The organism is Agrococcus versicolor (genome assembly GCF_039531815.1).
In the GTDB taxonomy this organism is placed as follows: domain Bacteria; phylum Actinomycetota; class Actinomycetes; order Actinomycetales; family Microbacteriaceae; genus Agrococcus; species Agrococcus versicolor.
This window is the reverse complement of record NZ_BAAAQT010000006.1, coordinates 730,323-752,774: the sequence shown is the minus strand read 5'-3', so window position 1 is coordinate 752,774 and position 22,452 is coordinate 730,323. Positions and strand designations below refer to the sequence as shown.

Genomic DNA, 22,452 nt, shown 5'->3' with positions numbered 1-22,452 from the left:
TCGCGTGTCCGGGGCCACGAGTCGGGTGGGTCCCACACCCCGAAGACCGCCAGCCCCACAGGCAATCACGACCGAAGGAATCACCATGGCGAACATCAAGTCGCAGCTCAAGCGCATCCTCACCAACGAGAAGGCGACGCAGCGCAACCGCGCCGTCAAGAGCGAGCTCCGCACGCACGTGCGCGCCGCGAAGTCCGCGATCGCCGCCGGCGACAAGGACGCTGCCGTCGCAGCCGTCAACCAGGCCTCGCGCAAGCTCGACAAGGCCGTGAGCAAGGGCGTCATCCACGCCAACCAGGCCGCGAACCGCAAGTCGTCGCTCGCGAAGCAGGCTGCCGCGCTCTGATCGAGCACCGCATCGCATGAGGGGACGGGCCGCGAGGCCCGTCCCTTCGTCGTTCGCGAGGCGGACGCGCCGACGCCGGTGCGCTCGCAGGTCAGCGAGGGCGCGCGCGCTCGAGGTTGGGGCCCTCGAAGGCGCCGGCCCGGGCCTCGATCGCCTCCTCCTGGACGCCGGCCCGGAGCGCGTCGTCGCGCCAGCGGCTCGTGACCGCCGCGATCTCCTGCACCCGGGCATCCGTCAGGACGCGAGGATGCGGACCATGCGCTCGAGGGCGTGCATCGGGCTGCGCTGCGCGCCCTTCACGGCGTGGTCGGTCTCGGCGATGAGGGCGATCGACCGGCCGAGCCGCTCGTCGGAGTAGCGCTGCAGGTCGCGGCGCGCGTTGCGCACCTGCCACGGCGCCATGCCGAGCGCCTTCGCCGCCTGGCCCTCGGGGGCCATGGTCGTCGACACCTTCGCGAGCTGGCGGAAGCGCATGGCGAACGCCGCGACGACGGGTACCGGATCGGCACCCGAGGCGATCGCGTGGCGCAGCCGCACGAGCGCGCCCGCCGCGTCGCCCACGACGACGGCGTCGGCGACGTCGAACGCCGTCGTCTCGACGTGGCCCGCGTAGTACTCGCGGACCGTGTCGTCGGTGATCTCGCCCTGCGTGTCCTGCACGAGCTGGCCGCACGCCGACGCGAGCTCGCCGAGGTCCTTCGCGAACGCCTCCGCGAGCGCGCGCAGCGCCCCCTGGGTCACGGTGCGGCCCTCGGCCTGGATCTCGGCGCGCGCGAACGCGATGCGGTCGGCGTCCTTCGTGATCGGCAGGCACGGCACCTCGACGTGCGCCTTGCGCACGGCGTCGAGCAGGCGCTTGCCGCGCACGCTCGAGCCGTCGTGGCGCAGCACGAGCGTCGTGTCCGGCACGGGCTGGGCGACGTAGGCGAGCGACTCCTCGAGGAAGGCGTCGGTCATCGCCTGGACGCGCGTGACGCGGATGAGCCTCGGCTCGCCGAACAGCGAGGGGCTCGCGAGCTGGATGAGCGTGCCGGGCACGTACTGGTCGGCCTCGATGTCGGAGATCTCGAGCGACGGATCCTCGTGGGCGAGGATGCCCCGGATGCGCTGCGTCGCCCGCTGCGCGAGGTACTCCTCCTTGCCGGAGACGAGCACGACGGGTGCGGGGGCGGCGGCATCCCACGTCATCTGCCTCGGCATGGCTCCAGCGTACGGCCGACCGCGGACGTCGGCGCACGCCGTCGGCGGGCGCCCAGCATCCGACGTCGCCGAGACGGTGTCGGTGGCGCCGCCTACGCTCGGCAGCGTCCATCCACGAACGAGGGCCGAAGGTGCACCAGCAGTCGCGCGCGAGCGAGCGAGCGCTCCGTCGCGCGCCGCGGGTGGTGCACGCCGGCTTCCCCTCCCCCGCGCAGGACTACTACTCCGGCCCCGTCGACCTCAACCGCCACCTCATGCGCGACCCGACCACGACGTACGTGCTGCGCGTGAGCGGCGACTCGATGATCGGCGCCGGCATCTTCGACGGCGACGAGGTGCTCGTCGACCGCGGGCTCGACGCACGCGACGGATCCGTCGTCGTCGCGGTCCTGAACGGCGAGCTCACCCTCAAGCGGCTGCTGCAGCGCGGCGGCGTCACAGCACTGCAGCCCGAGAACCCGCGCTTCCCGACGATCCCCGTCGCCGCGCACGACGACCTCGAGATCTGGGGCGTCGTGACGCGGTGCCTGCACCGTGTCTGAGCGGCACGTCGCGATCGTCGACGCGAACGACTTCTACGTGTCGTGCGAGCGCGTCTTCGATCCGAGCCTCGTCGGCCGACCCGTCGTGGTGCTGTCGAACAACGACGGCTGCGTCGTGGCGCGCTCGGCCGAGGCGAAGGCGCTCGAGATCGACATGGCCGTGCCGTGGCATCGCATCGCCGATCGCGCGCGCATGCTCGGCGTCGTCGCGCGCTCGAGCAACTACGAGCTCTACGGCGACATGTCCGCGCGGGCCGCCGAGATCCTCTCGCGGCGCACCGCGAGCCAGGAGGTCTACTCGATCGACGAGAGCTTCATCGCGCTCGAGGGCACCGTCGACGACGCGATCGCGCAGGCGCAGGCCATCCGCGCAGAGCTCCGCCGGCTCGTCGGGCTGCCGATGAGCGTCGGCATCGCCAGCACGAAGACGCTCGCGAAGCTCGCCAACCGCGGCTCGAAGTCCAACCCCGCACTCGGCGGCGTCTGCCATCTCGGCGCCTACTCCGCCGCGCGCCAGGAGGCCATCCTCGCCTCGATCGACGTCGGCGACGTCTGGGGCATCGGCAGACGCACCGCGAGGCGGCTCGCGCCGCTCGGCATCGGCACGGCCGCCGACCTGCGCGCCGCCGACGCCACCCTCGTCCGACGTCGTTGCAGCGTCGTGCAGGAGCGCGTCGTGCACGAGCTGCGCGGCATCGACTGCCTCCCCCTCGAGGACGTCCAGGAGGGCCGCGACCAGATCCAGCACTCGCGCTCCTTCGCCGTGCCGATCACGACCGCGGCCGAGCTCGCCGAGGTGCTCTCGGTCTACACGCAGCGCGCGGCTGCGCGCGCACGGGCGCAGGGCTCGATGGCGCGCGCGATGCGGTGCTTCGCGGCGACGTCGCCGTTCGCCGCCGGCAGCCACGTGAGCCACGTAGTCTCCGTCGCGTTCCCCGAGGCGACCGACGACCCGCTCGTCCTGCACCGCGCCGCGGTCGCCGCGCTCGGGCCGCAGCTCGAGCCCGGCCGCCGCTACGTCCGAGCGGGCGTCTCGCTCCACGAGCTCGTCGACCGCGCATCCCACGCCACCCTCGACGTCTTCGGCACCGCGGGCGACGAGCGGCCCGGCACGAGCGCCGTCGTCGACGACATCGCCGAGCGCTTCGGCGAGCAGAGCGTCGGGCTCGGGCTCGCCGGCCTGCGCGCCCGCCGCGCATGGACGATGCGGCGCGACATGGTCTCGCCTCGCGCCACGACGCACTGGGACGAGCTCGCCGTCGTCCACGCCCGCTAGCCGGGCTCGCGCCGCCTCACCGCTGCGACCAGGCGACCTCGCCGTCGAGCGCGATCGTGCCCCGCTCGTCGGTGCGCAGCACCTGCATCCCCCGGCGCTCGAGCTCGTCCATGAGCCCCGGCGCGGGATGGCCGTACGTGTTCGGGCCCACCGGCACGAGGGCGACGCCCGCGTCGATGGCGTCGTAGAGCGGCAGATGCTGGTCGGCGGAGCCGTGGTGCGCGACGACCAGCACGTCGGCGTGCGGCACGCCGTCGGCGAGCAGCGCGCGCTGCGCCTCGGCGCCGAGGTCGCCGAGCACCAGGATGCGCCGTCCACCCGGGTCGCGGGCCTCGACGACGAGGCTGGCGTCGTTGCCGGGCTCGGGCTCCCCCACCGGCCACAGCAGCGTCATGGCACCACCGCCCGCCTCGACCACCTCGCCGGCTCGTCCCTCGTGGAGGCGCGCGCCACTCGCGGCGAGGGCGTCGAGCAGCGGCGGCGCCTCGGCGTCCGGCGGGCCGTGCACGACGAGCCCGACGCGACCGGCCACGGCGTCGACGCCGCCCACGTGGTCGGCGTCGAAGTGCGTGAGCACGAGCACGTCGATGCGATCGACGCCGAGGAGCGTCAGGCACGCCGCGAGCGGCTCGGGCTCCCGCCCGACGTCCACGAGCACCGTCGCGTCCCCGAGGCGCAGGAGCGTCGCAGCCCCCTGCCCCACGTCGCACTGCGCCACCGTCCACGCCGGCAGCGTCGCGCGGACGACGAGCTGCGGCACCTGCACGCTCGCCGTCGCGAGCACGACGACGCAGGTCGCGGCGAAGGCGCCCCGAAGCCCGCGCCCCGCCGCGAGGCCCGTCGCGACGCAGGCGAGGACCGCGATCGCGAGGACGACGCCCGCCCATCCGGCCGGCCACGGGGGCCCGAGCGGCAGGAGCGTCGCCGCGTGCGCGAGCGCCGCGATCCACGCCGCCGGCACCCAGGCGATCCACGCGAGCGCGGCGGCGAGCGGTGCCGCGACGACGGCGACCGCGCACACCACGAGGCCGAGGATCGTCGCGATCGGAGCCGCGGGCGCCGCCAGCACGTTCGCGGGCACGGCGACGAGCGCGAGGCGTGGATCGAGCACGACGAGCACGGGCAGGCACCACAGCTGCGCCGCGAGCGGCACGCCGATCGCGACGGCGAGCGGCCTCGGCATCCACCGAGCGAGCACGTGGGCGAGCGGCTGGGCGTGCACGAGCAGCCCTGCGGTCGCGAGCACGGAGAGGGCGAGGCCGGCTGAGCGCGCGAGCGATGGATCGACGACGAGCGCGACGAGCACGGCGAGCGCGAGCAGCGCGAGACCGACGCGCCGCACGCCGCGATGCAGCGCGACGAGGGCGAGCGCCGCCATGATCGACGCGCGCACCACGCTCGGCTCGGGCCCGACGAGCACGACGAAGCCGACGAGCGCGAGCCCCGCGACGACGACGCGCGCGCCGCGACGCATCCCGACGGCCGTCGCGCCCCCGAGCGCGAGCGCGACGACGATGGCGCAGTTCGCCCCCGAGACGGCCGTGAGGTGCGTGAGCCCCGCCTGCAGCATCGCCGCCTCGAGCGCCGGCGAGACGAGCGACGTGTCGCCGATCGCGAGGCCGGGCAGCAGCGCTCCGCCGTCGCCCGGCAGGTGCGCCGTCGCCGACCGCAGCCCCTCGCGCACGCTCGCGGACCAGCCGGCCCACCACGCGCGGTCGACGCGCTCGACCTCGGTGCACGCCAGGCGCCAGGCGTCCGCAGGCCCCGCGTCGCCCGGCCACGCCTCGCACGTCGCCCGCACGACGTCGCCGAGCGCCACGCCGTCGCCCTCGAGCGACACGACGCCGACGCGCACGTCGGCGACGCGCTCGTCGCCGCAGCGCGCATCGACGACGCGTGCGGGCATCGGCGCGGCGTGGGCGCCGAGCTCGAGCGTCATGCGCGCGCAGTCGGCGAGATCGTGCGAGACGGCCGCGGGGCTGAGCAGGAGTCCGGCGAGACCCGCCCCGACCGCGAGGAGCGCGGCCATCGCGCGGACGGCGGGCACGCGGTGCGCCACGACGAGGCACGACGCTGCGACCGCGAACGCCGCGACGGCGACGACGCGCTGCGACTCCCCGCCCCACCACAGCGCCATCGCTCCCCAGGCCATCGCAGCGGGCACGACGAGCCGGGCGTCGACGACGCGCGAGCCTGCCGCCACGACCTAGAGCGTCACGAGCGGCTCGAGGTGGGCGAGCAGCGCCGGCCCGATGCCCGGCACGGCGTCGAGGTCGGCGATCGCGGCGAAGGGGCCGTGCTCGTCGCGGTGCGCCACGATGGCGCCGGCGAGGGTCGGACCGATGCGCGGCAGCGTGTCGAGCTCGTCGACCGTCGCCGCGTTGAGGCTCACGAGCCCCGCGGCGTCGATCGCGCCCGGCGTCGCCTCCCCCGCCGCGGGCACGCTCACCTGCGCCCCGTCGACGAGCGGCTGGGCGAGGTTGAGGGACGACGCGTCGGCCTCGGGCGTCGTGCCGCCCGCGCGGGCGATGGCGTCGAGGACGCGCGCGCCGTCGGCGAGCACGACGACGCCCGGGCGCGCCACGGCGCCCTGCACGTCCACGAGGATCGTCGCCGCCGACGCCTCCGCGACGTCGGCGACGACCGCTTGCGTGACCTGCGGCACCGCCGCCTGCGTCACGACGGCGCCCACGACCGCGCCGCCCACGAGCACCGCGGCCGCACCGACCCCGATGCGCCACCGCAGCCCATGCTCCATGTCGGGCGACGCTAGGCGGGCGGCGAGCCTGGCGCGCGCGCACCCGCGGGCCGTGTGGACGCGAGGAGGGTGTGCGGGATCCCGCTCGCGCTCAGGCGCGTCGGGCGAGCGCCTCGACCTCGCGCAGCGCCGCCTGGGCCGCAGCGCGCGTGGGCGCGGCGACGCGGACGGCGCCCGACGCGCGATCGATCGAGACGCGCGCGCCCGTGCGCCGCTCGAGCGCCTGCACCGTCGCGCCGCGGTGCCCGACGACGGCACCGACGGCCGCGCGCGGGATGCGGCCGTGCACCACCCGCTGCCACGCCGTCGACTTCACGACGACCTCCTGCCGCGGCGGCCACGGCGCGACGACCCAGACCTTCAGCACGTCGTCGCCGACGTCGCGCTCGAGGCGGACGCTGCCCTCCTCGACGTCGTCGACCACGCGGTGCGGCTCGCGGACGACGCGCTCGAGGTCGGCGAGGTCGACGTCGCGCTGCCCCATCCGCTCACGGGCGTGCGTCGTGAGTCGGACCTCGGCGGTGCGCGGTGGCCGCCGCGGCCTGCGCCGCCTGCCGCCGAGGGCGACGAGCGCGATCGCCGCCAGCAGCACCGCGACGAGCGCGACCCCGACGACGGGGACGTCCAGATCGACCATGCGGCGCTCGCGCGTCAGCGCACGACGAGGTTCACGAGCTGCGGAGCACGCACGATCGCCTTCACGACCTCGCCATCGCCCACCGAGCGCACGACGCCCGGGAGCGCCCGCGCGAGCGCCTCGAGCTCGTCGGCGCCGATCGTCGCGGGCACCTCGACGCGGTCGCGGACCTTGCCGTTGACCTGCACGACCGCCGTCGTCGTCTGCTCGACGAGCAGCGACGGGTCGGAGCGACGCCAGCCGACGTTCGCGATCGTCGGCTGATGGCCGAGCCTCGCCCACATGTCCTCGGCCGTGTACGGCGCGAAGAGCGACAGTCCGAGCGCGATCGCCTCGACCGCCTCGCGCACCGCGGGGTCGGCGGCGCCCGCGGCACCGTCGACGGCCTTGCGGGTCGCGTTCGTGAGCTCCATGAGGCGTGCGACGACGACGTTGAACTTCAGCGCCTCGATGAGCCCGGGCGCATCGCGCCAGAAGCGGTGCGTCTCGCGGCGCAGCGCGGCGTCGCCGCCCTTCGCATCCGCACCCTTGGGCGCGCGGACCTCGCCGGACAGGCGCCAGGCGCGCGCGAGGAACTTCTGCGCGCCCGCCGGGCTGACGTCCTTCCAGTCGATGTCGTCCTCGGGCGGACCGGCGAACGACATCGTCACGCGGATGGCGTCGACGCCGAAGCGGTCGAGCTCCTCCGAGAGCGTGACGAGGTTGCCCTTCGACTTCGACATCTTCGCGCCGTCGAGGATGACCATCCCCTGGTTGAGCAGCGACTCGAACGGCTCGGTGAACGACACGTGCCCGAGGTCGAAGAGCACCTTGGTGATGAAGCGTGCGTACAGCAGGTGGAGGATCGCGTGCTCGACGCCGCCGACGTAGCGGTCGACGGGCGCCCAGCGGTCGGCCTGCGCCGGGTCGAACGCCCTCGTGTCGTCGTTCGGCGACAGGAAGCGCAGGAAGTACCACGACGAGTCGACGAACGTGTCCATCGTGTCGGGGTCGCGCTGCGCCGGGCTGCCGTCGATGGGCGACGGCACCTGCATCCACTCGCTCGCGCCACCCAGGGGGCTCGTGCCCTTGGGCGTGAGGTCGAGGCCCTCGGCGCTCGGCAGCGTGACGGGCAGCTGCTCGAGCGGCACGGGCACCATCTCGCCGTCGGCCGTGTGCACGATCGGGATGGGCGTGCCCCAGTAGCGCTGCCGCGAGATGAGCCAGTCGCGCAGGCGGTACGTCTTCGCCTTGCCGCCGATGCCGCGCTCCTCGAGCATCGCGATCGCACGCGCGATGGCGTTCTGCTTCGACAGGCCGTCGAGCGGCCCGGACTGGATCATGCGGCCGTCGCCCGTGAGCGCCTCGCCCGTCTGGCGCGGGTCGACGGGCTCGTACGACTCGGGCTCGATCGCGTTGCCGTCGTCGTCGATCGGGATCATCGGCATGACGCCCGTGATCGGCGCGTTCGTGTCGAGCACGACCCGGATGGGCAGGTCGAAGGCGCGCGCGAAGTCGAGGTCGCGCTGGTCGTGCGCCGGCACGGCCATGACGGCGCCGTGGCCGTAGTCGGCCAGCACGTAGTCGGCGGCCCAGATCGGGATGCGCTCGCCCGTGAACGGGTGGATCGCCTCGCGACCGAGCGGCACGCCGGTCTTCTCGCGCTCCGTCGACTGACGGTCGATGTCGGTCATGCGCTGCGTGCGCAGCAGGTACTCGGCGAACGCGGCCTGCGTGGCCTCGTCGGCGCCGGCGACGAGCTCGGCCGCGAGGTCGGAGTCGGGCGCGACGACCATGAACGTCACGCCGAAGAGCGTGTCGGGACGCGTCGTGAAGACGCGCACGGGCGCCTCGCGTCCCTCGATCGCGAAGTCGACGTCGGCACCCTCGGAGCGACCGATCCAGTTGCGCTGCATGCGCAGCACCTTCTCGGGCCAGCGGCCCTCGAGCTGGTTGAGGTCGTCGAGCAGGCGGTCGGCGTAGTCGGTGATCTTGAAGAACCACTGCGTGAGCTGCTTCTTCTCGACGAGCGAGTCGCAGCGCTCGCAGTGGCCGTCGATGACCTGCTCGTTCGCGAGCACCGTCTGGTCCTTGGGGCACCAGTTGACGTTCGCGGGCTTGCGGTAGGCGAGCCCGGCCTTGAACAGCTCGAGGAACAGCCACTGGTTCCACTTGTAGTAGCCGGGGTCCGACGTGTGCAGGATGCGGTCCCAGTCGAACGCGGTCGCGTAGCGGCGCATCGAGCGCTTGTGCTGCTCGATGTTCTCGGCCGTCCACTGCGCGGGGTCGGCGCCGCGCTTGATGGCGGCGTTCTCGGCGGGCAGGCCGAAGGAGTCCCAGCCGATGGGATGCAGCACGTTGAAGCCCTGCTGCCGCCAGTAGCGCGCGAGCACGTCCCCGTACGCGTACGACTCGGCGTGGCCCATGTGCAGGTCGCCGGAGGGGTAGGGGAACATGTCGAGCACGTACTTGCGCGGGCGCGTGTCGCCGGCGTCGTCCGTCGCGAACGGGCGAAGTCGATCCCACTCCTGCAGCCACCGCTCCTGCATCGAGTGGAAGTCGTACTCTTCGCTCACCGGTCGTCTCCTGTCGGGTCCTGGCGTGGGTGCGCCACGCGCGGACGCGCGCGAGCACCATCCCCGATCCTACGGCCCGCGCGCAGGCGCGACCCGCCCGGCGATCGTGCGCTCGCAGCCGACCGGTGGCAGACTGGGAGGACTGGAAGGGAGCGTGGGTGCCCGGCTTCGACAATCCGCCCGCGACGATCGATCTGCACGATCATCGCGTGACGCGCATCGTCACGGTCGACGCGAGCCCGGACGCGGTGTGGACGTGCATCACCGAGCCCGAGCACCTCGCCCACTGGCTCGGCGACATCGCCGCCTTCCCCGACGGCCTCGTCACGGGCGCGCAGGGCCGATTCGCCTGGACGGGCGAGGTCGTGCTCGCCGCCCGCGTGCTGGATGCCGTGCCCGCCGAGCGCCTGTCGTTCGAGTGGTCCGAGGGCGTCCTCGGCCCGACCGCGACGCAGGTGACGTTCGCGCTCAAGCCCACCGAGGGCGGCACGCTCGTGCACTTCGAGGAGCGCGGCTTCCGCCTCGACGGGTCGACGTCGCAGGTGCGCGCGTCGCTGCGCGCGCTCGCGCAGGGGTGGACGGTCGAGCTCGACGAGCTGGTCGCCTACGCCGAGGCTCGCGCGGCCTGAGCCCGCTCAGGCGAGCGGCACGAGCGCCCGCACCAGCGCCTCGGCCTTGAGCGCGACCTCGTCGAGCTCCTCCTCCGGCACCGACAGCGCGGTGATGCCGCCGCCGACGCCGATCGTCGCGCCGTCCTCGTCGGCGACGATCGAGCGGATGACCATGGCGAGGTCGCACGCGTCGGCCGTGACGACGCCGAAGCAGCCGGCGTAGACGCCCCGCGGCCCCGTCTCGAGACCCTGCAGCAGCTCGACGGTGCGGCGCTTCGGCGCGCCGGTCATCGATCCGGCCGGGAACGTCGCGCGCACGACGTCGACCGGCGCGACGCCCTCGCGCAGCGTGCCCTCGATGGTCGAGACGAGCTGATGGACCGTCGGATACGTCTCGACGGCCAGGAGGCTCGTGACGGCGACGGAGCCGGGCTCGCACACGCGCTGCAGGTCGTTGCGGCACAGGTCGACGATCATGACGTTCTCGGCGCGCTCCTTCTCGCTCGTGCGCAGCTCCTCGGCGAGCGCGGCGTCGTCCGCGCCGCTCCCCCGCCTCCTGGTGCCCTTGATGGGGCTCGTGCGGACGCGGCCGCCCTCGACGCGCAGGAAGCGCTCCGGGCTCGCGGACGCGAGCGTCGTGCCGTCGACGCGCAGGAGGCCGCCGTGATGCGCCCGCGTCGTCGCGCGCAGCCGCAGATACGTCGCCAGCGGATCGATCGGGCCCGTCACGACCATGGTCGTGAGGCACAGCAGGTACGAGTCCCCGTCGCGGATGCGCGCCTGGCAGGCGGCGATCGCCGCGAGGTAGGCCTCGGGATCGTCGCGCCACCGCACGCTCGCACGCGGAGCATCGCCGAACCACGGTGGCGTCTCGGGCACGGGGAGCGGCTCGGGCGTCGCATGCCGCGACTGCAGCTGCGCGCGGCGGGCGTCGTCGTCGACGACGAGCCACGTCGACAGGCGCAGCCACGCCGCGTCGGGATGCCTGCCCGTCGGAGCGTCGACGCCGAGCAGTCGCGCACCGGCCTCGTACCCGAGCCATCCCACCCAGGCGCCACCGCTCATCGCTGCGGCGTGCAGCGCGTCGAGCGCATCGCCCGGCACGCGCTCGCCGTCGCGGGTCGCCTCGTCGCCGCGCACGACGAGCGTCGCATCGCCGAGCCCCATCACGTGCATGCCGCCGGCGGCCGAGTCGAGCCAGACGAGGTCGCCACCGGTGCGCCACAGCGCCGTCGCGACGCCCACGGGGTCGACGTACGGCACGTCCTGCCACGAGGTCGCGCCGAGCCAGGGCATGAGGAGCCCAGGGGCTGGTGCCATACCCTGCATCCTATGAGCGGGGCCGGAGCGACGACGTCTCCGCCCGCTCGCTCCCTCGGCTTCGACGGCACGCGCTTCGTGCCCGTGCCGACGCCGACGGGCGACCCGCTCGTCGCCGACTCGTGGCTCGTCGACGACGGCGCCGTCGTCGGCTGGTCGACGCACGTCGAGCGATTCGTCGCATCGGTGCGGGCGCAGGGCGGGGACGAGCCCCTCGCGGCGCGCGCCGCACGCGCCGTGCCCGCTGCGGTCCCTGCGACGGGCGCCTGGTTCCCGCGCCTCGACTGGCCGCGCACCGCGCGCCACGACGGCCCCGTGCTGCACGTGCGACCGGCCCCCGCGCTCGGCCGTCGGGCGCGGGTGCGCACCGCCGCGACCGATCCGCGCACGGCCCCCACCCTCAAGGGACCGGACCTCGCAGCGCTCTGGGCGCTGCGAGACGCCGCGGTCGCGGAGGGCGCCGACGAGGCGGCGATCGTGGTCGACGGCGCGATCGTCGACGGCGCGACGAGCGCGATCCTGTGGTGGCGCGGCGACGTGCTGCATGCACCCCCGGCCGCGCGCGAGCGCGTCGCCTCGGTCACGGCGAGGCAGGTCGCCGCCGTCGCGCTCGCCCTCGGCACCGCCGTCGTCGAGGAGGACGCGACGCCCGCGTCGCTCGCCGGCGCCGAGGTGTGGATCGTGAACGCGCTCCACGGCGTCCGCGGCGTCACCGCCTGGTCCGAGCCGGACGGCACGCACCACGCCGTCGCGGAGCCCGCGCGCGCCGACGCCTGGCACGCCGCGCTCGAGAGGCTGCGACGCCCATGGACGTGAACGACTGGATCACGGGCTTCCTCGACGTCGTGCAGTCGGTCGAGCCGTGGCTGCGCACCCTCATCGCCGGCATCGCGATCATGCTCGAGACGAGCGTGCTGCTCGGACTCGTCGTGCCGGGCGACACCGTCGTCATCGTCGCGGCCACCGGCATCGAGGACGTCGTGCAGTGGGCGGGGCTCGTGGGCGCCTGCGTCGCCGGTGCCCTCGTGGGCGAGTCGATCGGCTTCGCCATCGGACGCTGGCTCGGGCCGCGCATCGACGCGTTCCTCGCTCGACGGTGGCCGCGGGCCGCGGAGCGCTGGGGCCGTGCGGAGCGGTACCTGCGCCGTCGCGGCGGCCCCGCCATCCTGCTGTCGCGGTTCCTGCCCGTCGCCCACTCGCTCGTACCGCTCGTCGTGGGCGCGAGCGGCATGGCCTACCGGCGCTTCATGGCGTGGACCGCGCCCGCGTGCCTCGCCTGGGCGCTCGCCTACGCGAGCGTGGGCTGGCTCGCCGCCGGGTCGTTCCGCGAGCTGTCCGAGCGCCTGCACGGCGCCGGCTACGTCTTCGTCGCGATCATCGTCGCCTTCCTCGCCGTCGTGTGGCTCGGCAAGCGCTGGCTCGTGCGGCGCGAGTCGCGCCACATGGACTGACGCCCGCCCGACGACGACGGGGGCCGTGCGTCGCCGAGGCGACGCACGACCCCCGTGCGGGTCGAGGGCGATCAGCCGTCGATGAGGCCCTTCTCGACGAGCCAGTCGCCTGCGGCCGTGGCCGGGCTCGCGGTCTCGCTGCCCTCGACGCGCGTGCGCAGCGCGATGAGGTCCTCGGTGGTGAGCTCGGCGGAGATCGCGTTCAGGATCTCCTCGATCTCGTCCGACGCGATCGTCTCGGAGAGCACGGGCACGATGTTCTGCGCCGCGATGATCTCCTCCGGGTCCTCGAGGACGACGAGGTCGTTCTCGGTGATCGCCGGGCTCGTCGTGTAGATGTCGGCGACGTCGACCGTGCCGTCGAGCAGCGCCTGGACCGTGGCGGGGCCGCCGAAGTCCTCGTACTGCACGAACTCGACGTCGGTGATGCCGTACGCCGACTCGAGGCCGGGCAGGCCGTACGGCAGCTCGGCGAACTGCGGGTTGCTGCCGAGCGCGAACGGCTGCATGTCGACGAGGTCGGCGATCGAGGTGAGGCCGTTGGCGTCGGCGTACTCGCGCGTCACGACGTAGGCGTCCTGGTCCTGCGCCTCGGCGTAGTCGTAGGCGACGAGGCCCGTGCCCTCGAGCGCATCGTCGAGCGCGTCGGCGACGTCCTCCGGGGCGGTGAGCTCGTTAGACTCGTCGAGGAACGTGAGCAGGTTGCCCGTGTACTCGGGCTGCAGGGTGATCGAGCCGTCCTGGAGGGCGGGGAAGGTCTGCTGGCGCGCACCGATGCTCAGGTTGCGCTCGACCTCGTAGCCGGCGTCCTCGAGCGCCTGCGCGTAGATCTCGGCGAGGATCTCGGCCTCGGGGAAGGCGTTGGAGCCGATGACGATCTCGCCGTCGGCTGCCGGCTCGCCTCCGGTCCCGGTCGGGTCGGACGAGGCGCAGCCCGCGAGGGCGATGCCCGCGACGAGGGTGGCCGCGAGTGCACGGATGGGACGCTGCATGAGAGCTCCTGGATGTGAGGGGGACTCCATCGAACCAGCAGCGACCCACATCTGCGACTGCGCCACTCCCGCTTGACAGATCGCGACGGTCGCGGCAAGGGGGTCGTCAGGCGAGGTGACGAGCCCGCTGCGCCGACCGCTGCACGAGCGCGAGCAGCAGGTCGATGACGATCGCGAGCAGTGCGACGAGGATCGAGGCGCCGAGCATGAGGTCGTAGTCGTTGAGGCCGATGCCGGCGGCGATGATGGCGCCGATGCCGCCGAACCCGGCGAAGGACGCGATCGTCGCGGTCGCCACGACCATGAGGACGCCCGCGCGGAGGCCGCCGATGAGCACCGGCGCCGCGAGCGGCAGCTCGACCTTCGTCAGGATCTGCCACTCGGTCATGCCCGAGGCGCGCGCAGCATCGATCGTCACGCGATCCACGCCCTCGATGCCCGAGTAGGTGCCCGCGAGGATCGACGGGATCGCGAGGACCGACAGCGCGACGCCGCAGCCGATGAGCTGCGCCTGGCGCGTGCCGAGCGGATCGGTGAGCAGCATGACGAGCAGGATGAGGAGGCCGAGCGCGGGCGCGGCGCGCGCGGCGCTCGTGATGCCCACGACGACGCGGCGCCCCTTGCCCGTGTGCCCGATCCAGCAGCCGAGCGGCACCGCCACGATCGCGGCGATCGCGACGCATGCGGCCACGATCTGGAGGTGCTCGACGAGGCGGTCGGGCACCGAGTACAGCGCGCCGGGCTCGTACCGGTCGGGCGACAGGAGCCACGACAGCGCGCTGAGGAGGAACTCCATCATCGCCTCCAGGGCATGGCGAGGCGGCCGAGCAGCTGCAGGACCAGGTCGAAGACGGCGGCGAGCACGAGGGTGCCGACGAGCCCGGCGACGACGGAGTCGATGTTGCTCGTCGCACGACCGTTCGTGAAGAGGTAGCCGAGGTTGTCGCTGCCGATGAGCGCGCCGACGGTCACCATGGCGACGGTCGAGACGGACACGACGCGCACGCCCGCGAGGAGCACGGGACCGGCGAGCGGCAGCTCGACGCGCAGGAAGCGACCGGCACGGCCGTAGCCGACGGCGGTCGCGGCGGACACCGTCGCCGGCGGCAGCGACACGAAGGCGTCCGTCGCGCTGAAGACCATGATCGCGATGGCGTACAGCGAGAGGGCGACGGTGAGGTTGATCTCGTCGAGCGTCCGCGTCGCGAGGATGAGCGGCAGGATCAGGAAGAGCGGCAGCGACGGGATCGCGTACAGCGCGCTGCCGAAGCCGAGCACGAGGAATCGGACGATGCGGTTGCCCGACGCGAGCCTGCCGAGCGGCACGGCGACGAGGAAGCCGACGAGGATCGGCACGACCGACAGCCGTGCGTGGTTGAGCGTCAGCGACCAGACCTGGTCCCAGTTCGCGATCACCCAGCTCATGGATCGATGGCCTCAGGCGGCGTCGAGCGTGCCGAGCGGGGTGCCGTCGCGGTCGACGACGACCTGTCGACCGTCCACCTGCTCGACGCGGAGGGAGCGCTCGCCGGCGCTCGCGCCGATGAACTCGCGCACGAAGTCGTTCGCGGGCTGCGCGACGATCTCGGCGGGCGTGCCGCTCTGCGCGACGACGCCCTCGCGCTCGAGCACGACGACCTGGTCGGCGAGCGCGAACGCCTCCTGGATGTCGTGCGTCACGAACAGCACCGTCTTGCCGAGGTCGCGCTGGAGCCTGCGGGTCTCGCGCTGCAGCTCGAGGCGCACGATGGGGTCGACGGCGCCGAAGGGCTCGTCCATCAGGAGGATGTTCGGGTCCGCGGCGAGCGCGCGGGCGACGCCGACGCGCTGCTGCTGGCCACCGGAGAGCTGATGCGGGTACCGGTCGGCGAGCTCGGGATCGAGGTTCACGGTCGCGAGCAGCTCGAGGGCGCGCTCGCGGCCGTCGCGCTTGCTCGCGCCGTCGAGCATGGGCACCGTCGCGACGTTCTGCCACACCGTGCGGTGCGGGAGGAGCCCTGCGGCCTGCAGCACGTAGCCGATGCCGCGACGCAGGCGGACGACGTCCTTCGTCGCGACGTCCTCGCCGTCGATGAGGACGCGGCCCGACGTGGGCTCCACCATGCGGTTGACCATGCGCATGAGCGTGGTCTTGCCGGAGCCGGACGAGCCGACGAGCACCGTGCAGGTGCGCGGAGCGACCTCGAACGAGAACTCGCGGACGGCGAACGCGTCGCCGTAGCGCTTGGAGACCTGCTCGAAGGTGATCACGAGCGGGGCGCCAGCCCGTGCTTCGCCTCGGCCAGGCCGTGCTCGAGTGCCATCTCGAGCATCTCCTCGTCGCCGAAGCGCTCGCGCTGGAAGGCGAACATGACGAGCGCGTCCGCGACGCGGAAGCCGCGACGCAGCGCGGCGCGAGCCTCGTCGTCGTCCGGGACGCCGAAGCGGCCGACGAGCACCGTGAGCGTCTCGGCCGCGATGAGCTCGGTCGAGTCCGCGGGGCGCTCGGCGCCGACGTCGAGCCAGTCGCCCGTGCGCACGGAGCGGAAGGACGGGATCTCGCGGTAGGCGCCGATGAAGTCGCGCAGGAGCGCCGTCACGGCGTCCTCCCACGTCGCGTGGCTGCCGTCGCTCAGCGTGCGCTCGAAGCGCGCGCGGAGCCGCTCGAGGTTGCGGCCGGCGAGGGCGACGAGCACGGCGATGCGATCGGGGAAGTAGCGGTAGACCGTGCCGATCGAGGCGCCGGCGCTCTTCGCGACCATCGCGGTCGTGAGCAGCTCGGAGCCGACCTCGTCGACGCAGTGCGCCGCCGCGTCGAGCAGCGCCTCGATGCGCGCGGCCGCCCGGGGCTGCACGGGCTCGCTGCGGACGGCGACGGAGGCCGCGTCCGGGTGCACCGACATGGGCATGCACGTCCTCCATCCAACGTCGAGCGACGCTCAGTTCGACCGACTCTACCCCTGCGCCGCTCGCACGCCCGAGCGCGACGCGCCAGGGGATCCCCTGTCGGGGTCCCCCTGGGGCATGGCATGCTGCTCGCGTGTGCGGACGCTACGTGATGGCTGCGGATCCCGGCGACCTGGTCGCGCTCTTCGAGGTCGACGAGGTCGGCGACCTCCCGGAGCGCTCCTGGAATGTCGCGCCCACCGATCGCGCGCCCGTCGTCGTCGAGCCGCCCGCGCGCGACGACGGCCCTCCGATCCGCCGTCTCGAGGCGGCGCGCTGGGGTCTCGTGCCGCCGTGGGCCCCGGACCTCTCGGGGGCGGCGCGCGCCATCAACGCGCGCAGCGAGACGGTCGCCGAGAGGCGCACGTTCGCCCCCTCGCTCGCGACGCGACGCGCGATCGTGCCCGTGTCGGGCTGGTACGAGTGGCGCAAGCCCGAGCGCACGCCCTTCCTCGTGCACGCGCCGGGCGACGCGCCCATCGGGCTCGCCGGCCTCTACGCATGGTGGAAGGGCCCGGACGGCGCGTGGGTGCTCACCTCGACGATCCTCACGGCCGAGGCGACGGGCACGCTCGCCGACCTGCACGACCGCATGCCCGTCGTGCTCGCGCCCGAGCTGTGGGACACGTGGCTCGACGCCGAGACGGAGGGCGGCCAGGATCTCGTCGACGCCGTCGTCGCGGCGGCGGCCGAGCAGGTGCCCGCGCTGTCGCTGCGCGAGGTGTCGCGCGCGGTGGGCGACGTGCGCGCCGACGGCCCGTCGCTCGTGGAGCCCGTGGGCTGACGGGGCGCGCCGCGCGTCGCACGCCCCCTCGCCCGCCGGTAGCGTGGTCACGATGAGGCACCGCCGTGGTTGAGCTCGACCCCCTGGCCCACGTTCCCGACCCGATCCTCCACCGCGCGGCGCGCATGGAGGACTGGGTGCAGGAGCGCCGCGAGGCGCGCGCGCTGCGCGGCGGGCGCCGGCCCGCGGTCATCCCCTACGCCGGCTACGGCGGCGACGGCTGGGTGCGCGTGCTGTGCCGCGTGCTGCTCGTCACCCCCGGCGAGGAGCAGCGCGCCCTCTACGAGAACATGCGCGGCTGGCGCACGTTCACCTCCATCAGCCTCTCGACCGCCGAGGTGACGGTGTCGTCGAACGGCACGACCGCGACGGTCACCGCGGACCGCGGCGGCGTCGTCGACGCGGTCGTGCCCGTCTCGCTCGAGCCCGGCTGGCGGGAGGTCACGCTCACGGTGCCGGGCTCGGAGCCCGTGCAGGCGCCGATCTTCGTCGTCGACCCCGCCACGCGCCTCGGCGTCGTCTCCGACGTCGACGACACCGTCATGGTCACGCTCCTGCCCCGTCCGATGCTCGCCGCGTGGAACGCGTTCGTGCTCGACGAGCACGCGCGCAGGCCGGTGCCCGGCATGGCCGTGCTCTACGACCGCGTGCGCCGCGCCCACCCGACGGCGCCGTTCATCTACCTGTCGACGGGCGCGTGGAACGTCGCGCCCGCGCTCCGCAGGTTCCTCTCGCGCAACCTGTACCCGCCGGGACCGCTGATCCTCACCGACTGGGGTCCGACGCACGACCGCTTCTTCCGCTCGGGCCAGGTGCACAAGCGCGCGCAGCTGCGCAGGCTCGCCCGCGACTTCCCCGACGTGCGCTGGCTGCTCGTCGGCGACGACGGGCAGCACGACGAGGCGATCTACGCCGCGTTCGCGAAGGAGCACCCCGAGTCGGTCGAGGCCGTCGCCATCCGGCAGCTCTCGCCGCAGGAGGCGGTGCTCGCGGGCGGTCGCAAGCACACCGAGACCGACTCCCCCGTCGCCTGGCACATGGCGCCGAACGGCGGCGGCCTCGAGCGCAGCCTGCGCGAGGGCGGCCTGCCGCTCGACTGAGCGGCGCGCCGCGGCTCAGCGCTGCGGGTGGAGGCCGGCCTCGAGCGCGAGGTCGGCCTCGTCGAGCAGCCGAGCCGCGACCTGCAGGTGCTCGTCGCCGCGACCCGCGACGGCGAGCGCGTGCCCGACGAGGTGGATGGCGGCGATCGACGCCGTGCGCCCGCCGTCGGCCCAGCTCGCCCGCAGCCGCGCCGCGAGCATGCGCAGCGACTCGGCATCCTCGCGCGCCCCCGCCGTGGCCGACTCGAAGGCCGTGACGACGACGTGCGCCGCGAGGGCCGCCGCATCGTCGGCACGGTCGCCGAGCCCGGCGGTGTCGATGTCGATGAGGCCCGTGATGCGCCACGGCTCGCGCGGGGCGACGAGGATCTGGCCGAGGTGGAGGTCGCCGTGCACCGTCACGGGCGTCGGCACCGGCGTCGAGGCGTAGAGCGCGCGCACGCGGTCGACGATGCCGCTCGCGCGCGGCGCGAGCACGGGCGCCGTCTCGGCCATGCGTGCCGCGTACCAGTCGGCGCGACGCGCGAGCGACTCGCGGGCGGCGACGCCGACGCGGACGGCGGCGAGGCGATCGACGAGCGATGCGAGCTCGCGCAGGAACCGCGGGTCGTCGGCGATCGTCGAGACGTGCTCGAGCGCGGGGTCGCCGGGCATGCGCTCGAGCAGCAGGAGGCCCGACTCCGAGTAGCCGAGGCTGCGCGGCACGGGCAGGCCCGCGGCGTGGAGCGCGACGTGGAGGTCGTGGATCGTCGCGGCGAGCGACGGCTGCACGACCTTCGCGAAGTGCTGGGTGTCGCCGGTGTCGACGCGCAGCACCGCGCGCTTCCCCGGGCGGTACGACTCCATCGTGAGCGTGGCGCCGGACGCCTGGATGCCGAACTTCGCGAGCACGACGCCCGCGGCCTCCGGGTACGACACGGCCGGCAGCGACGGCAGCGACGGATCCTGCGGATACGTCCACGCCGTGAGGCGCTCGCCCGTCGCGCGATCGACGAGCTGCACCGTCTGGTCGTCGACCGGCGCGTCCGGCGAGGTGTTCACGTAGATCGTGACGTGCTCGAGCACGTCGTCCGGCCCGCGCAGCGTGCACGCGTAGCCGAGGATGATGCCGTCGGAGACGGGCTCGAGATCCTGCTGCCGATGCGAGACGAGCTCACGGCCCGTGCTCGCGGCGAGGCGACGGAGGATGCCGGCTGCGTCGTCGAGCATGGCTCCCATCCAACACGACTCAGCCGGGAAGCGGCTCCGACGACACGACGGGATGCACGGGCAGCCAGTCGAGGCGCCAGAACTCGCCGGCGGAGAGCTCGAAGGAGTGCGTGTCGCGCGAGATCATCGCGCGCACGTGGTCGGGGTCGAGGTGCGGCCTCGCCAGCAGCGTGACCGCGGGCTGGCGCACCATGGTGCTCCGGCCGAAGTGCACGCTCACGATGTCGGGCGTCGCGGGCGTGTCGCTCACGACGCACGCCGTGCGGATGAGCTTCGTCGCGCCGATGGCCTTCCACGCGAAGTGGTCGCCCTTCCAGCGCATCTCTGCCACGAGCTCGCGGTCGCCCTTGTCGGGGCGGTGGTACTCGTACGTCTCGCGAAGCCGCAGCGGCGACCCCTCGACGACCTCGATCGTCACGCGCGGGTTGCGCCGGTTGGGCGACAGCCAGTACGGGAACGTCGTGGCGCGGATGGCCCACTCGCCTCGCAGGATGCGTGCGAGCTCGGCTGGATCTCCGACGCGCGCCATGCCTCCAGCGTAGCGGCCCGTCCCCCGGCGTCCGCCGCGAGCGCCCGGCGTGCCGCCGGCCGCCGCGCGTGAGGCCGGCCCGGTGCTACCAGATGCCCCAGGGACGCTTGCGCAGCCGCCACTCGATCGGCAGCACGATGCGCGAGAACAGTGCCCAGCGGCGCGGCTCGAGCACGAGGAGATGGCTCGGGAGGTGGTCGGTGATCGGCCCGAACAGCAGCTTGAAGCGACCGGGGCCGTACAGCTGCTCGCTCTGGTCGTCGGCCTTCCACGACGGCGGCGTCGCGTAGGCGTCGTAGATCGTGCGGCCGTCGTGCTCCTTGAACCACTGCATCGCCGTCCAGCGGATGAGGTGGGCGCCGCCGCGGATCGCCCGGTCGGGCACGGATCCGCCGTCCTTCGCGAGGGCGTAGCGGCCGTAGCCGATCATGAACGACGACGCCTGCGGGCCCTCGTGCGCGCCGTCGAAGCCGAACCACAGGTGGCCCTGGCCGCGCTCGCGCAGCTCGGTCCACAGCCGTCGGTAGTACGGGAAGGGCTTCATGCCCGCGACGCCCTTGCCGCCCGAGACCGTCTGCATGAGGCGGTACATCGTCTCGAGGTTCTCGTCGGTCGGCTCGACCTTCTCGACGCGGTAGCCGTCGCGCCCGGCCTTGCGGATGTGGTTGCGGAGGTTCTTCGTGAAGCCGGCGAAGATGGCGTCGACGTCGGGCTCGAGGTCGACGAGCACGGTGTGCTGGTTCTGCTGCATGCGGTCGGACGGCGCCCAGCCGCTGCCCGCGAGGGTCTCGCGCGCCTCGGGGACGTCGACGACGAAGGGCTCGATGCGCACGGCGTACAGGTGCGGCACGGTGGCCGCGAACGCGCGCAGCGCCGCCGTGAAGGCCGGCACGGCCGCGATCGGGAGGCTGGGGCCCTGCGGCAGGTACCACTGGCGACCGGCGACCGAGCGGTGCTCGAGCGCGAGCATCGCGACGTCGCCGTCGACGCCCGGCGCACCCTCGAGCAGCAGGTGCACGGGATGGAGGCCGTCCTCGTGCCGCTTGAGCGCGGCGTACGCCTCGCCCTGCGCCCACTGGCCGCCGTCGGGGTTCGCCTGCACGAGCGCGTCCCACCGCGCGACCTCCGCCGCCGTCGCGCGCCGGAGCGTCGCCGAGCCGGCACCCACGGTCACCACAGTCCCGTGTAGCGGCGCTTGGCCCGCCACTCGATCGGGCGCACGTAGCGATCCCACACGCGCTGCCTGCCGGGCTTCAGCTCGAGGTCGAACGAGGGCGTGAAGTCGACGATGGGCGCGAACTGCGTCTTGAACCTCGCGAGGGAGTGCATGAAGTGGGTCGGGTCGTCCTTCCGCGCCGCGGGAGGGGCGCCCATCATGTCGAAGCCGGCGAAGCCGCGCTCGGCGTAGTGCCGCATGCGCGTCCACCTGCCCAGGTGCGCGCCGCCGTTGATGCGGCGGTCGGGGCGGGAGCCCTCGTCCTTGTCGATGACGTCGCGGCCGAACGGGATCGTGAACGTGATGGTCTGCGGGCCGTCGCCGCCGTCCTCGCCCACCCACCAGTCGGCCATGCCGTGGTCGGTGAACGCCTTCCACACCGTGCGGTAGTACTCCTCGCCGCGCATGCCGCTGAGGCCGCCGCCGCCCGAGATGGTCTGCATGCGCTCCCACATGCGATCCATGAGGGCGGGCGTCGCATCGACGCGCTCGACGACGTAGCCCTCGCGCTCGGCATGGCGGATGTTCTTGCGGGCCGCCTTCGAGAAGCTCGCGAGCAGCGCCTCCGGGCCCTGCGTCAGGTCGGCGATGACCGTGTGCGTGTGGATCTGCACGTCGTCGGCCTCGACGAGGCCGGACTCGCGCAGCAGCGCCATGTGCTCGTCGGTGCGGCGCAGGCGCGGCTCGAGCTTGACCGACACGAGGTCAGGGCGGTGCCGCTCGACGTACGCGCGCGTCGCGGCGACGATCGAGTCGAACCGCGGATGCCACGGCCCGGACGGCACGTACCAGAAGCGGCCGACGACGCCGTGGCGCTCGAGGACGAGCGCGAACACGGGCTCGTCGCCGTCGTAGACCATGTGGTGCGTCGCGAAGCCGTCCCATCGCTTCACCTCGGCGAACGCGAGCGTCTGCGTGAACTGGCCGCCGTCGGGGTTGCGTGCGACGTGGGCATCCCAGTCGGCGATCTCGGCGGCCGTCGCCTCGCGCAGCTCGTGCAT

24 protein-coding genes are annotated in these 22,452 nt (G+C 73.8%); 8 read left to right on the top strand and 16 right to left on the bottom strand.

The features are described 5' to 3' along the window. The first annotated feature begins 85 nt into the window (after positions 1 to 85). The gene (gene rpsT / locus ABD249_RS11945) at positions 86 to 346 is read left to right on the top strand and encodes a 30S ribosomal protein S20 (RefSeq protein WP_344343822.1); all 261 of its coding nucleotides are present in this window, start codon (positions 86 to 88) and stop codon (positions 344 to 346) included. Between the two features lie 91 nt (positions 347 to 437). Here the strand turns inward: rpsT and ABD249_RS11940 are convergent, their stop codons facing one another. Beyond that, positions 438 to 569, bottom strand: coding sequence for a hypothetical protein (locus ABD249_RS11940; RefSeq protein ID WP_344343820.1), 132 nt, complete (start codon positions 567 to 569; stop codon positions 438 to 440). Between the two features lie 11 nt (positions 570 to 580). Beyond that, on the bottom strand, positions 581 to 1,546 hold the full coding sequence (gene holA / locus ABD249_RS11935; protein WP_344343818.1) for a DNA polymerase III subunit delta: 966 nt from the start codon (positions 1,544 to 1,546) through the stop codon (positions 581 to 583). Between the two features lie 131 nt (positions 1,547 to 1,677). On the opposite strand from holA, the gene ABD249_RS11930 reads away from it, so the two are divergent. Both ABD249_RS11930 and ABD249_RS11925 read left to right on the top strand, forming a co-directional pair. Next, positions 1,678 to 2,088 carry a LexA family protein gene (locus ABD249_RS11930; protein WP_344343816.1) on the top strand — a complete coding sequence of 137 codons (411 nt, stop codon included), beginning with the start codon at positions 1,678 to 1,680 and terminating at the stop codon, positions 2,086 to 2,088. Then, positions 2,081 to 3,364: a Y-family DNA polymerase gene (locus ABD249_RS11925; RefSeq protein WP_344343814.1), complete on the top strand. Its 1,284-nt coding sequence runs from the start codon at positions 2,081 to 2,083 to the stop codon at positions 3,362 to 3,364. Before ABD249_RS11930 ends, ABD249_RS11925 begins: the two co-directional genes overlap by 8 nt. Before the next feature lie 16 nt (positions 3,365 to 3,380). On the opposite strand, the gene ABD249_RS11920 is transcribed toward ABD249_RS11925, so the two are convergent. The 4 genes from ABD249_RS11920 to leuS all read right to left on the bottom strand — a co-directional run bounded on the left by ABD249_RS11920 (position 3,381) and on the right by leuS (position 9,314). Further along, positions 3,381 to 5,567, bottom strand: a complete 2,187-nt coding sequence (locus tag ABD249_RS11920; protein WP_344343812.1) for a ComEC/Rec2 family competence protein — start codon at positions 5,565 to 5,567, stop codon at positions 3,381 to 3,383. Between the two features lie 3 nt (positions 5,568 to 5,570). Continuing rightward, positions 5,571 to 6,122 carry a helix-hairpin-helix domain-containing protein gene (locus tag ABD249_RS11915; protein WP_344343810.1) on the bottom strand — a complete coding sequence of 184 codons (552 nt, stop codon included), beginning with the start codon at positions 6,120 to 6,122 and terminating at the stop codon, positions 5,571 to 5,573. 91 nt (positions 6,123 to 6,213) lie between these two features. Further along, entirely contained in the window at positions 6,214 to 6,759 is a 546-nt protein-coding gene (locus ABD249_RS11910) for a KH domain-containing protein (RefSeq protein ID WP_344343808.1), read from the bottom strand. A gap of 14 nt (positions 6,760 to 6,773) precedes the next feature. Beyond that, a complete protein-coding gene (leuS, locus tag ABD249_RS11905) occupies positions 6,774 to 9,314 on the bottom strand; it encodes a leucine--tRNA ligase (RefSeq protein WP_344343806.1) in 2,541 nt (846 codons plus the stop codon). Positions 9,315 to 9,523: 209 nt separating this feature from the next. Here leuS and ABD249_RS11900 point away from each other — a divergent pair, with 209 nt between their 5' ends. Further along, entirely contained in the window at positions 9,524 to 9,943 is a 420-nt protein-coding gene (locus ABD249_RS11900; RefSeq protein WP_344343804.1) for an SRPBCC domain-containing protein, read from the top strand. Positions 9,944 to 9,949: 6 nt separating this feature from the next. Here the strand turns inward: ABD249_RS11900 and ABD249_RS11895 are convergent, their stop codons facing one another. Continuing rightward, on the bottom strand, positions 9,950 to 11,245 hold the full coding sequence (locus ABD249_RS11895) for an anthranilate synthase component I family protein (RefSeq protein ID WP_344343802.1): 1,296 nt from the start codon (positions 11,243 to 11,245) through the stop codon (positions 9,950 to 9,952). Between the two features lie 12 nt (positions 11,246 to 11,257). Between ABD249_RS11895 and ABD249_RS11890 the strand changes: the two genes are divergently transcribed. After that, on the top strand, positions 11,258 to 12,061 hold the full coding sequence (locus tag ABD249_RS11890; protein WP_344343800.1) for an aminotransferase class IV: 804 nt from the start codon (positions 11,258 to 11,260) through the stop codon (positions 12,059 to 12,061). Continuing rightward, complete coding sequence (locus ABD249_RS11885; RefSeq protein ID WP_344343949.1) at positions 12,058 to 12,696, top strand: DedA family protein; 639 nt, start codon at positions 12,058 to 12,060, stop codon at positions 12,694 to 12,696. Before ABD249_RS11890 ends, ABD249_RS11885 begins: the two co-directional genes overlap by 4 nt. Positions 12,697 to 12,767: 71 nt before the next feature. On the opposite strand, the gene ABD249_RS11880 is transcribed toward ABD249_RS11885, so the two are convergent. The 5 genes from ABD249_RS11880 to ABD249_RS11860 form a co-directional block, all read right to left on the bottom strand. After that, entirely contained in the window at positions 12,768 to 13,688 is a 921-nt protein-coding gene (locus ABD249_RS11880) for an ABC transporter substrate-binding protein (protein WP_344343797.1), read from the bottom strand. 106 nt (positions 13,689 to 13,794) lie between these two features. After that, on the bottom strand, positions 13,795 to 14,487 hold the full coding sequence (locus tag ABD249_RS11875) for an ABC transporter permease (protein WP_344343795.1): 693 nt from the start codon (positions 14,485 to 14,487) through the stop codon (positions 13,795 to 13,797). After that, complete coding sequence (locus ABD249_RS11870; protein ID WP_344343793.1) at positions 14,484 to 15,113, bottom strand: ABC transporter permease; 630 nt, start codon at positions 15,111 to 15,113, stop codon at positions 14,484 to 14,486. Before ABD249_RS11870 ends, ABD249_RS11875 begins: the two co-directional genes overlap by 4 nt. Before the next feature lie 12 nt (positions 15,114 to 15,125). Then, positions 15,126 to 15,938, bottom strand: a complete 813-nt coding sequence (locus tag ABD249_RS11865; RefSeq protein WP_344343791.1) for an ABC transporter ATP-binding protein — start codon at positions 15,936 to 15,938, stop codon at positions 15,126 to 15,128. Next, positions 15,935 to 16,576 (bottom strand): TetR/AcrR family transcriptional regulator, encoded by a 642-nt coding sequence (locus ABD249_RS11860; protein ID WP_344343789.1) that lies wholly within the window; start codon positions 16,574 to 16,576, stop codon positions 15,935 to 15,937. Before ABD249_RS11860 ends, ABD249_RS11865 begins: the two co-directional genes overlap by 4 nt. A gap of 131 nt (positions 16,577 to 16,707) precedes the next feature. On the opposite strand from ABD249_RS11860, the gene ABD249_RS11855 reads away from it, so the two are divergent. Both ABD249_RS11855 and ABD249_RS11850 read left to right on the top strand, forming a co-directional pair. Further along, on the top strand, positions 16,708 to 17,397 hold the full coding sequence (locus ABD249_RS11855; protein WP_344343787.1) for an SOS response-associated peptidase: 690 nt from the start codon (positions 16,708 to 16,710) through the stop codon (positions 17,395 to 17,397). 125 nt (positions 17,398 to 17,522) lie between these two features. Next, positions 17,523 to 18,497: an App1 family protein phosphatidate phosphatase gene (locus ABD249_RS11850; RefSeq protein WP_344343948.1), complete on the top strand. Its 975-nt coding sequence runs from the start codon at positions 17,523 to 17,525 to the stop codon at positions 18,495 to 18,497. Between the two features lie 15 nt (positions 18,498 to 18,512). Here ABD249_RS11850 and ABD249_RS11845 read toward each other — a convergent pair whose 3' ends face one another. The 4 genes from ABD249_RS11845 to ABD249_RS11830 all read right to left on the bottom strand — a co-directional run bounded on the left by ABD249_RS11845 (position 18,513) and on the right by ABD249_RS11830 (position 22,452). Next, on the bottom strand, positions 18,513 to 19,706 hold the full coding sequence (locus ABD249_RS11845; RefSeq protein WP_344343785.1) for a phosphotransferase family protein: 1,194 nt from the start codon (positions 19,704 to 19,706) through the stop codon (positions 18,513 to 18,515). A gap of 19 nt (positions 19,707 to 19,725) precedes the next feature. After that, positions 19,726 to 20,235: a hypothetical protein gene (locus ABD249_RS11840; protein ID WP_344343783.1), complete on the bottom strand. Its 510-nt coding sequence runs from the start codon at positions 20,233 to 20,235 to the stop codon at positions 19,726 to 19,728. Positions 20,236 to 20,320: 85 nt separating this feature from the next. Then, a complete protein-coding gene (locus tag ABD249_RS11835; protein WP_344343781.1) occupies positions 20,321 to 21,409 on the bottom strand; it encodes a lipid II:glycine glycyltransferase FemX in 1,089 nt (362 codons plus the stop codon). Next, positions 21,406 to 22,452 carry a lipid II:glycine glycyltransferase FemX gene (locus ABD249_RS11830; protein ID WP_344343779.1) on the bottom strand — a complete coding sequence of 349 codons (1,047 nt, stop codon included), beginning with the start codon at positions 22,450 to 22,452 and terminating at the stop codon, positions 21,406 to 21,408. Before ABD249_RS11830 ends, ABD249_RS11835 begins: the two co-directional genes overlap by 4 nt.

Excerpts from the sequence above, each read along its gene's own strand:
- rpsT (WP_344343822.1), top strand. The coding sequence starts at position 86 with ATGGCGAACATCAAGTCGCAGCTCAAGCGCATCCTCACCAACGAGAAG.
- holA (WP_344343818.1), bottom strand. The coding sequence starts at position 1,546 with ATGCCGAGGCAGATGACGTGGGATGCCGCCGCCCCCGCACCCGTCGTG.
- ABD249_RS11915 (WP_344343810.1), bottom strand. The coding sequence starts at position 6,122 with ATGGAGCATGGGCTGCGGTGGCGCATCGGGGTCGGTGCGGCCGCGGTG.
- ABD249_RS11910 (WP_344343808.1), bottom strand. The coding sequence starts at position 6,759 with ATGGTCGATCTGGACGTCCCCGTCGTCGGGGTCGCGCTCGTCGCGGTG.
- ABD249_RS11895 (WP_344343802.1), bottom strand. The coding sequence starts at position 11,245 with ATGGCACCAGCCCCTGGGCTCCTCATGCCCTGGCTCGGCGCGACCTCG.
- ABD249_RS11890 (WP_344343800.1), top strand. The coding sequence starts at position 11,258 with ATGAGCGGGGCCGGAGCGACGACGTCTCCGCCCGCTCGCTCCCTCGGC.
- ABD249_RS11880 (WP_344343797.1), bottom strand. The coding sequence starts at position 13,688 with ATGCAGCGTCCCATCCGTGCACTCGCGGCCACCCTCGTCGCGGGCATC.
- ABD249_RS11875 (WP_344343795.1), bottom strand. The coding sequence starts at position 14,487 with ATGATGGAGTTCCTCCTCAGCGCGCTGTCGTGGCTCCTGTCGCCCGAC.
- ABD249_RS11870 (WP_344343793.1), bottom strand. The coding sequence starts at position 15,113 with ATGAGCTGGGTGATCGCGAACTGGGACCAGGTCTGGTCGCTGACGCTC.
- ABD249_RS11860 (WP_344343789.1), bottom strand. The coding sequence starts at position 16,576 with ATGCCCATGTCGGTGCACCCGGACGCGGCCTCCGTCGCCGTCCGCAGC.
- ABD249_RS11850 (WP_344343948.1), top strand. The coding sequence starts at position 17,523 with ATGGAGGACTGGGTGCAGGAGCGCCGCGAGGCGCGCGCGCTGCGCGGC.
- ABD249_RS11845 (WP_344343785.1), bottom strand. The coding sequence starts at position 19,706 with ATGCTCGACGACGCAGCCGGCATCCTCCGTCGCCTCGCCGCGAGCACG.
- ABD249_RS11840 (WP_344343783.1), bottom strand. The coding sequence starts at position 20,235 with ATGGCGCGCGTCGGAGATCCAGCCGAGCTCGCACGCATCCTGCGAGGC.
- ABD249_RS11830 (WP_344343779.1), bottom strand. The coding sequence starts at position 22,452 with ATGCACGAGCTGCGCGAGGCGACGGCCGCCGAGATCGCCGACTGGGAT.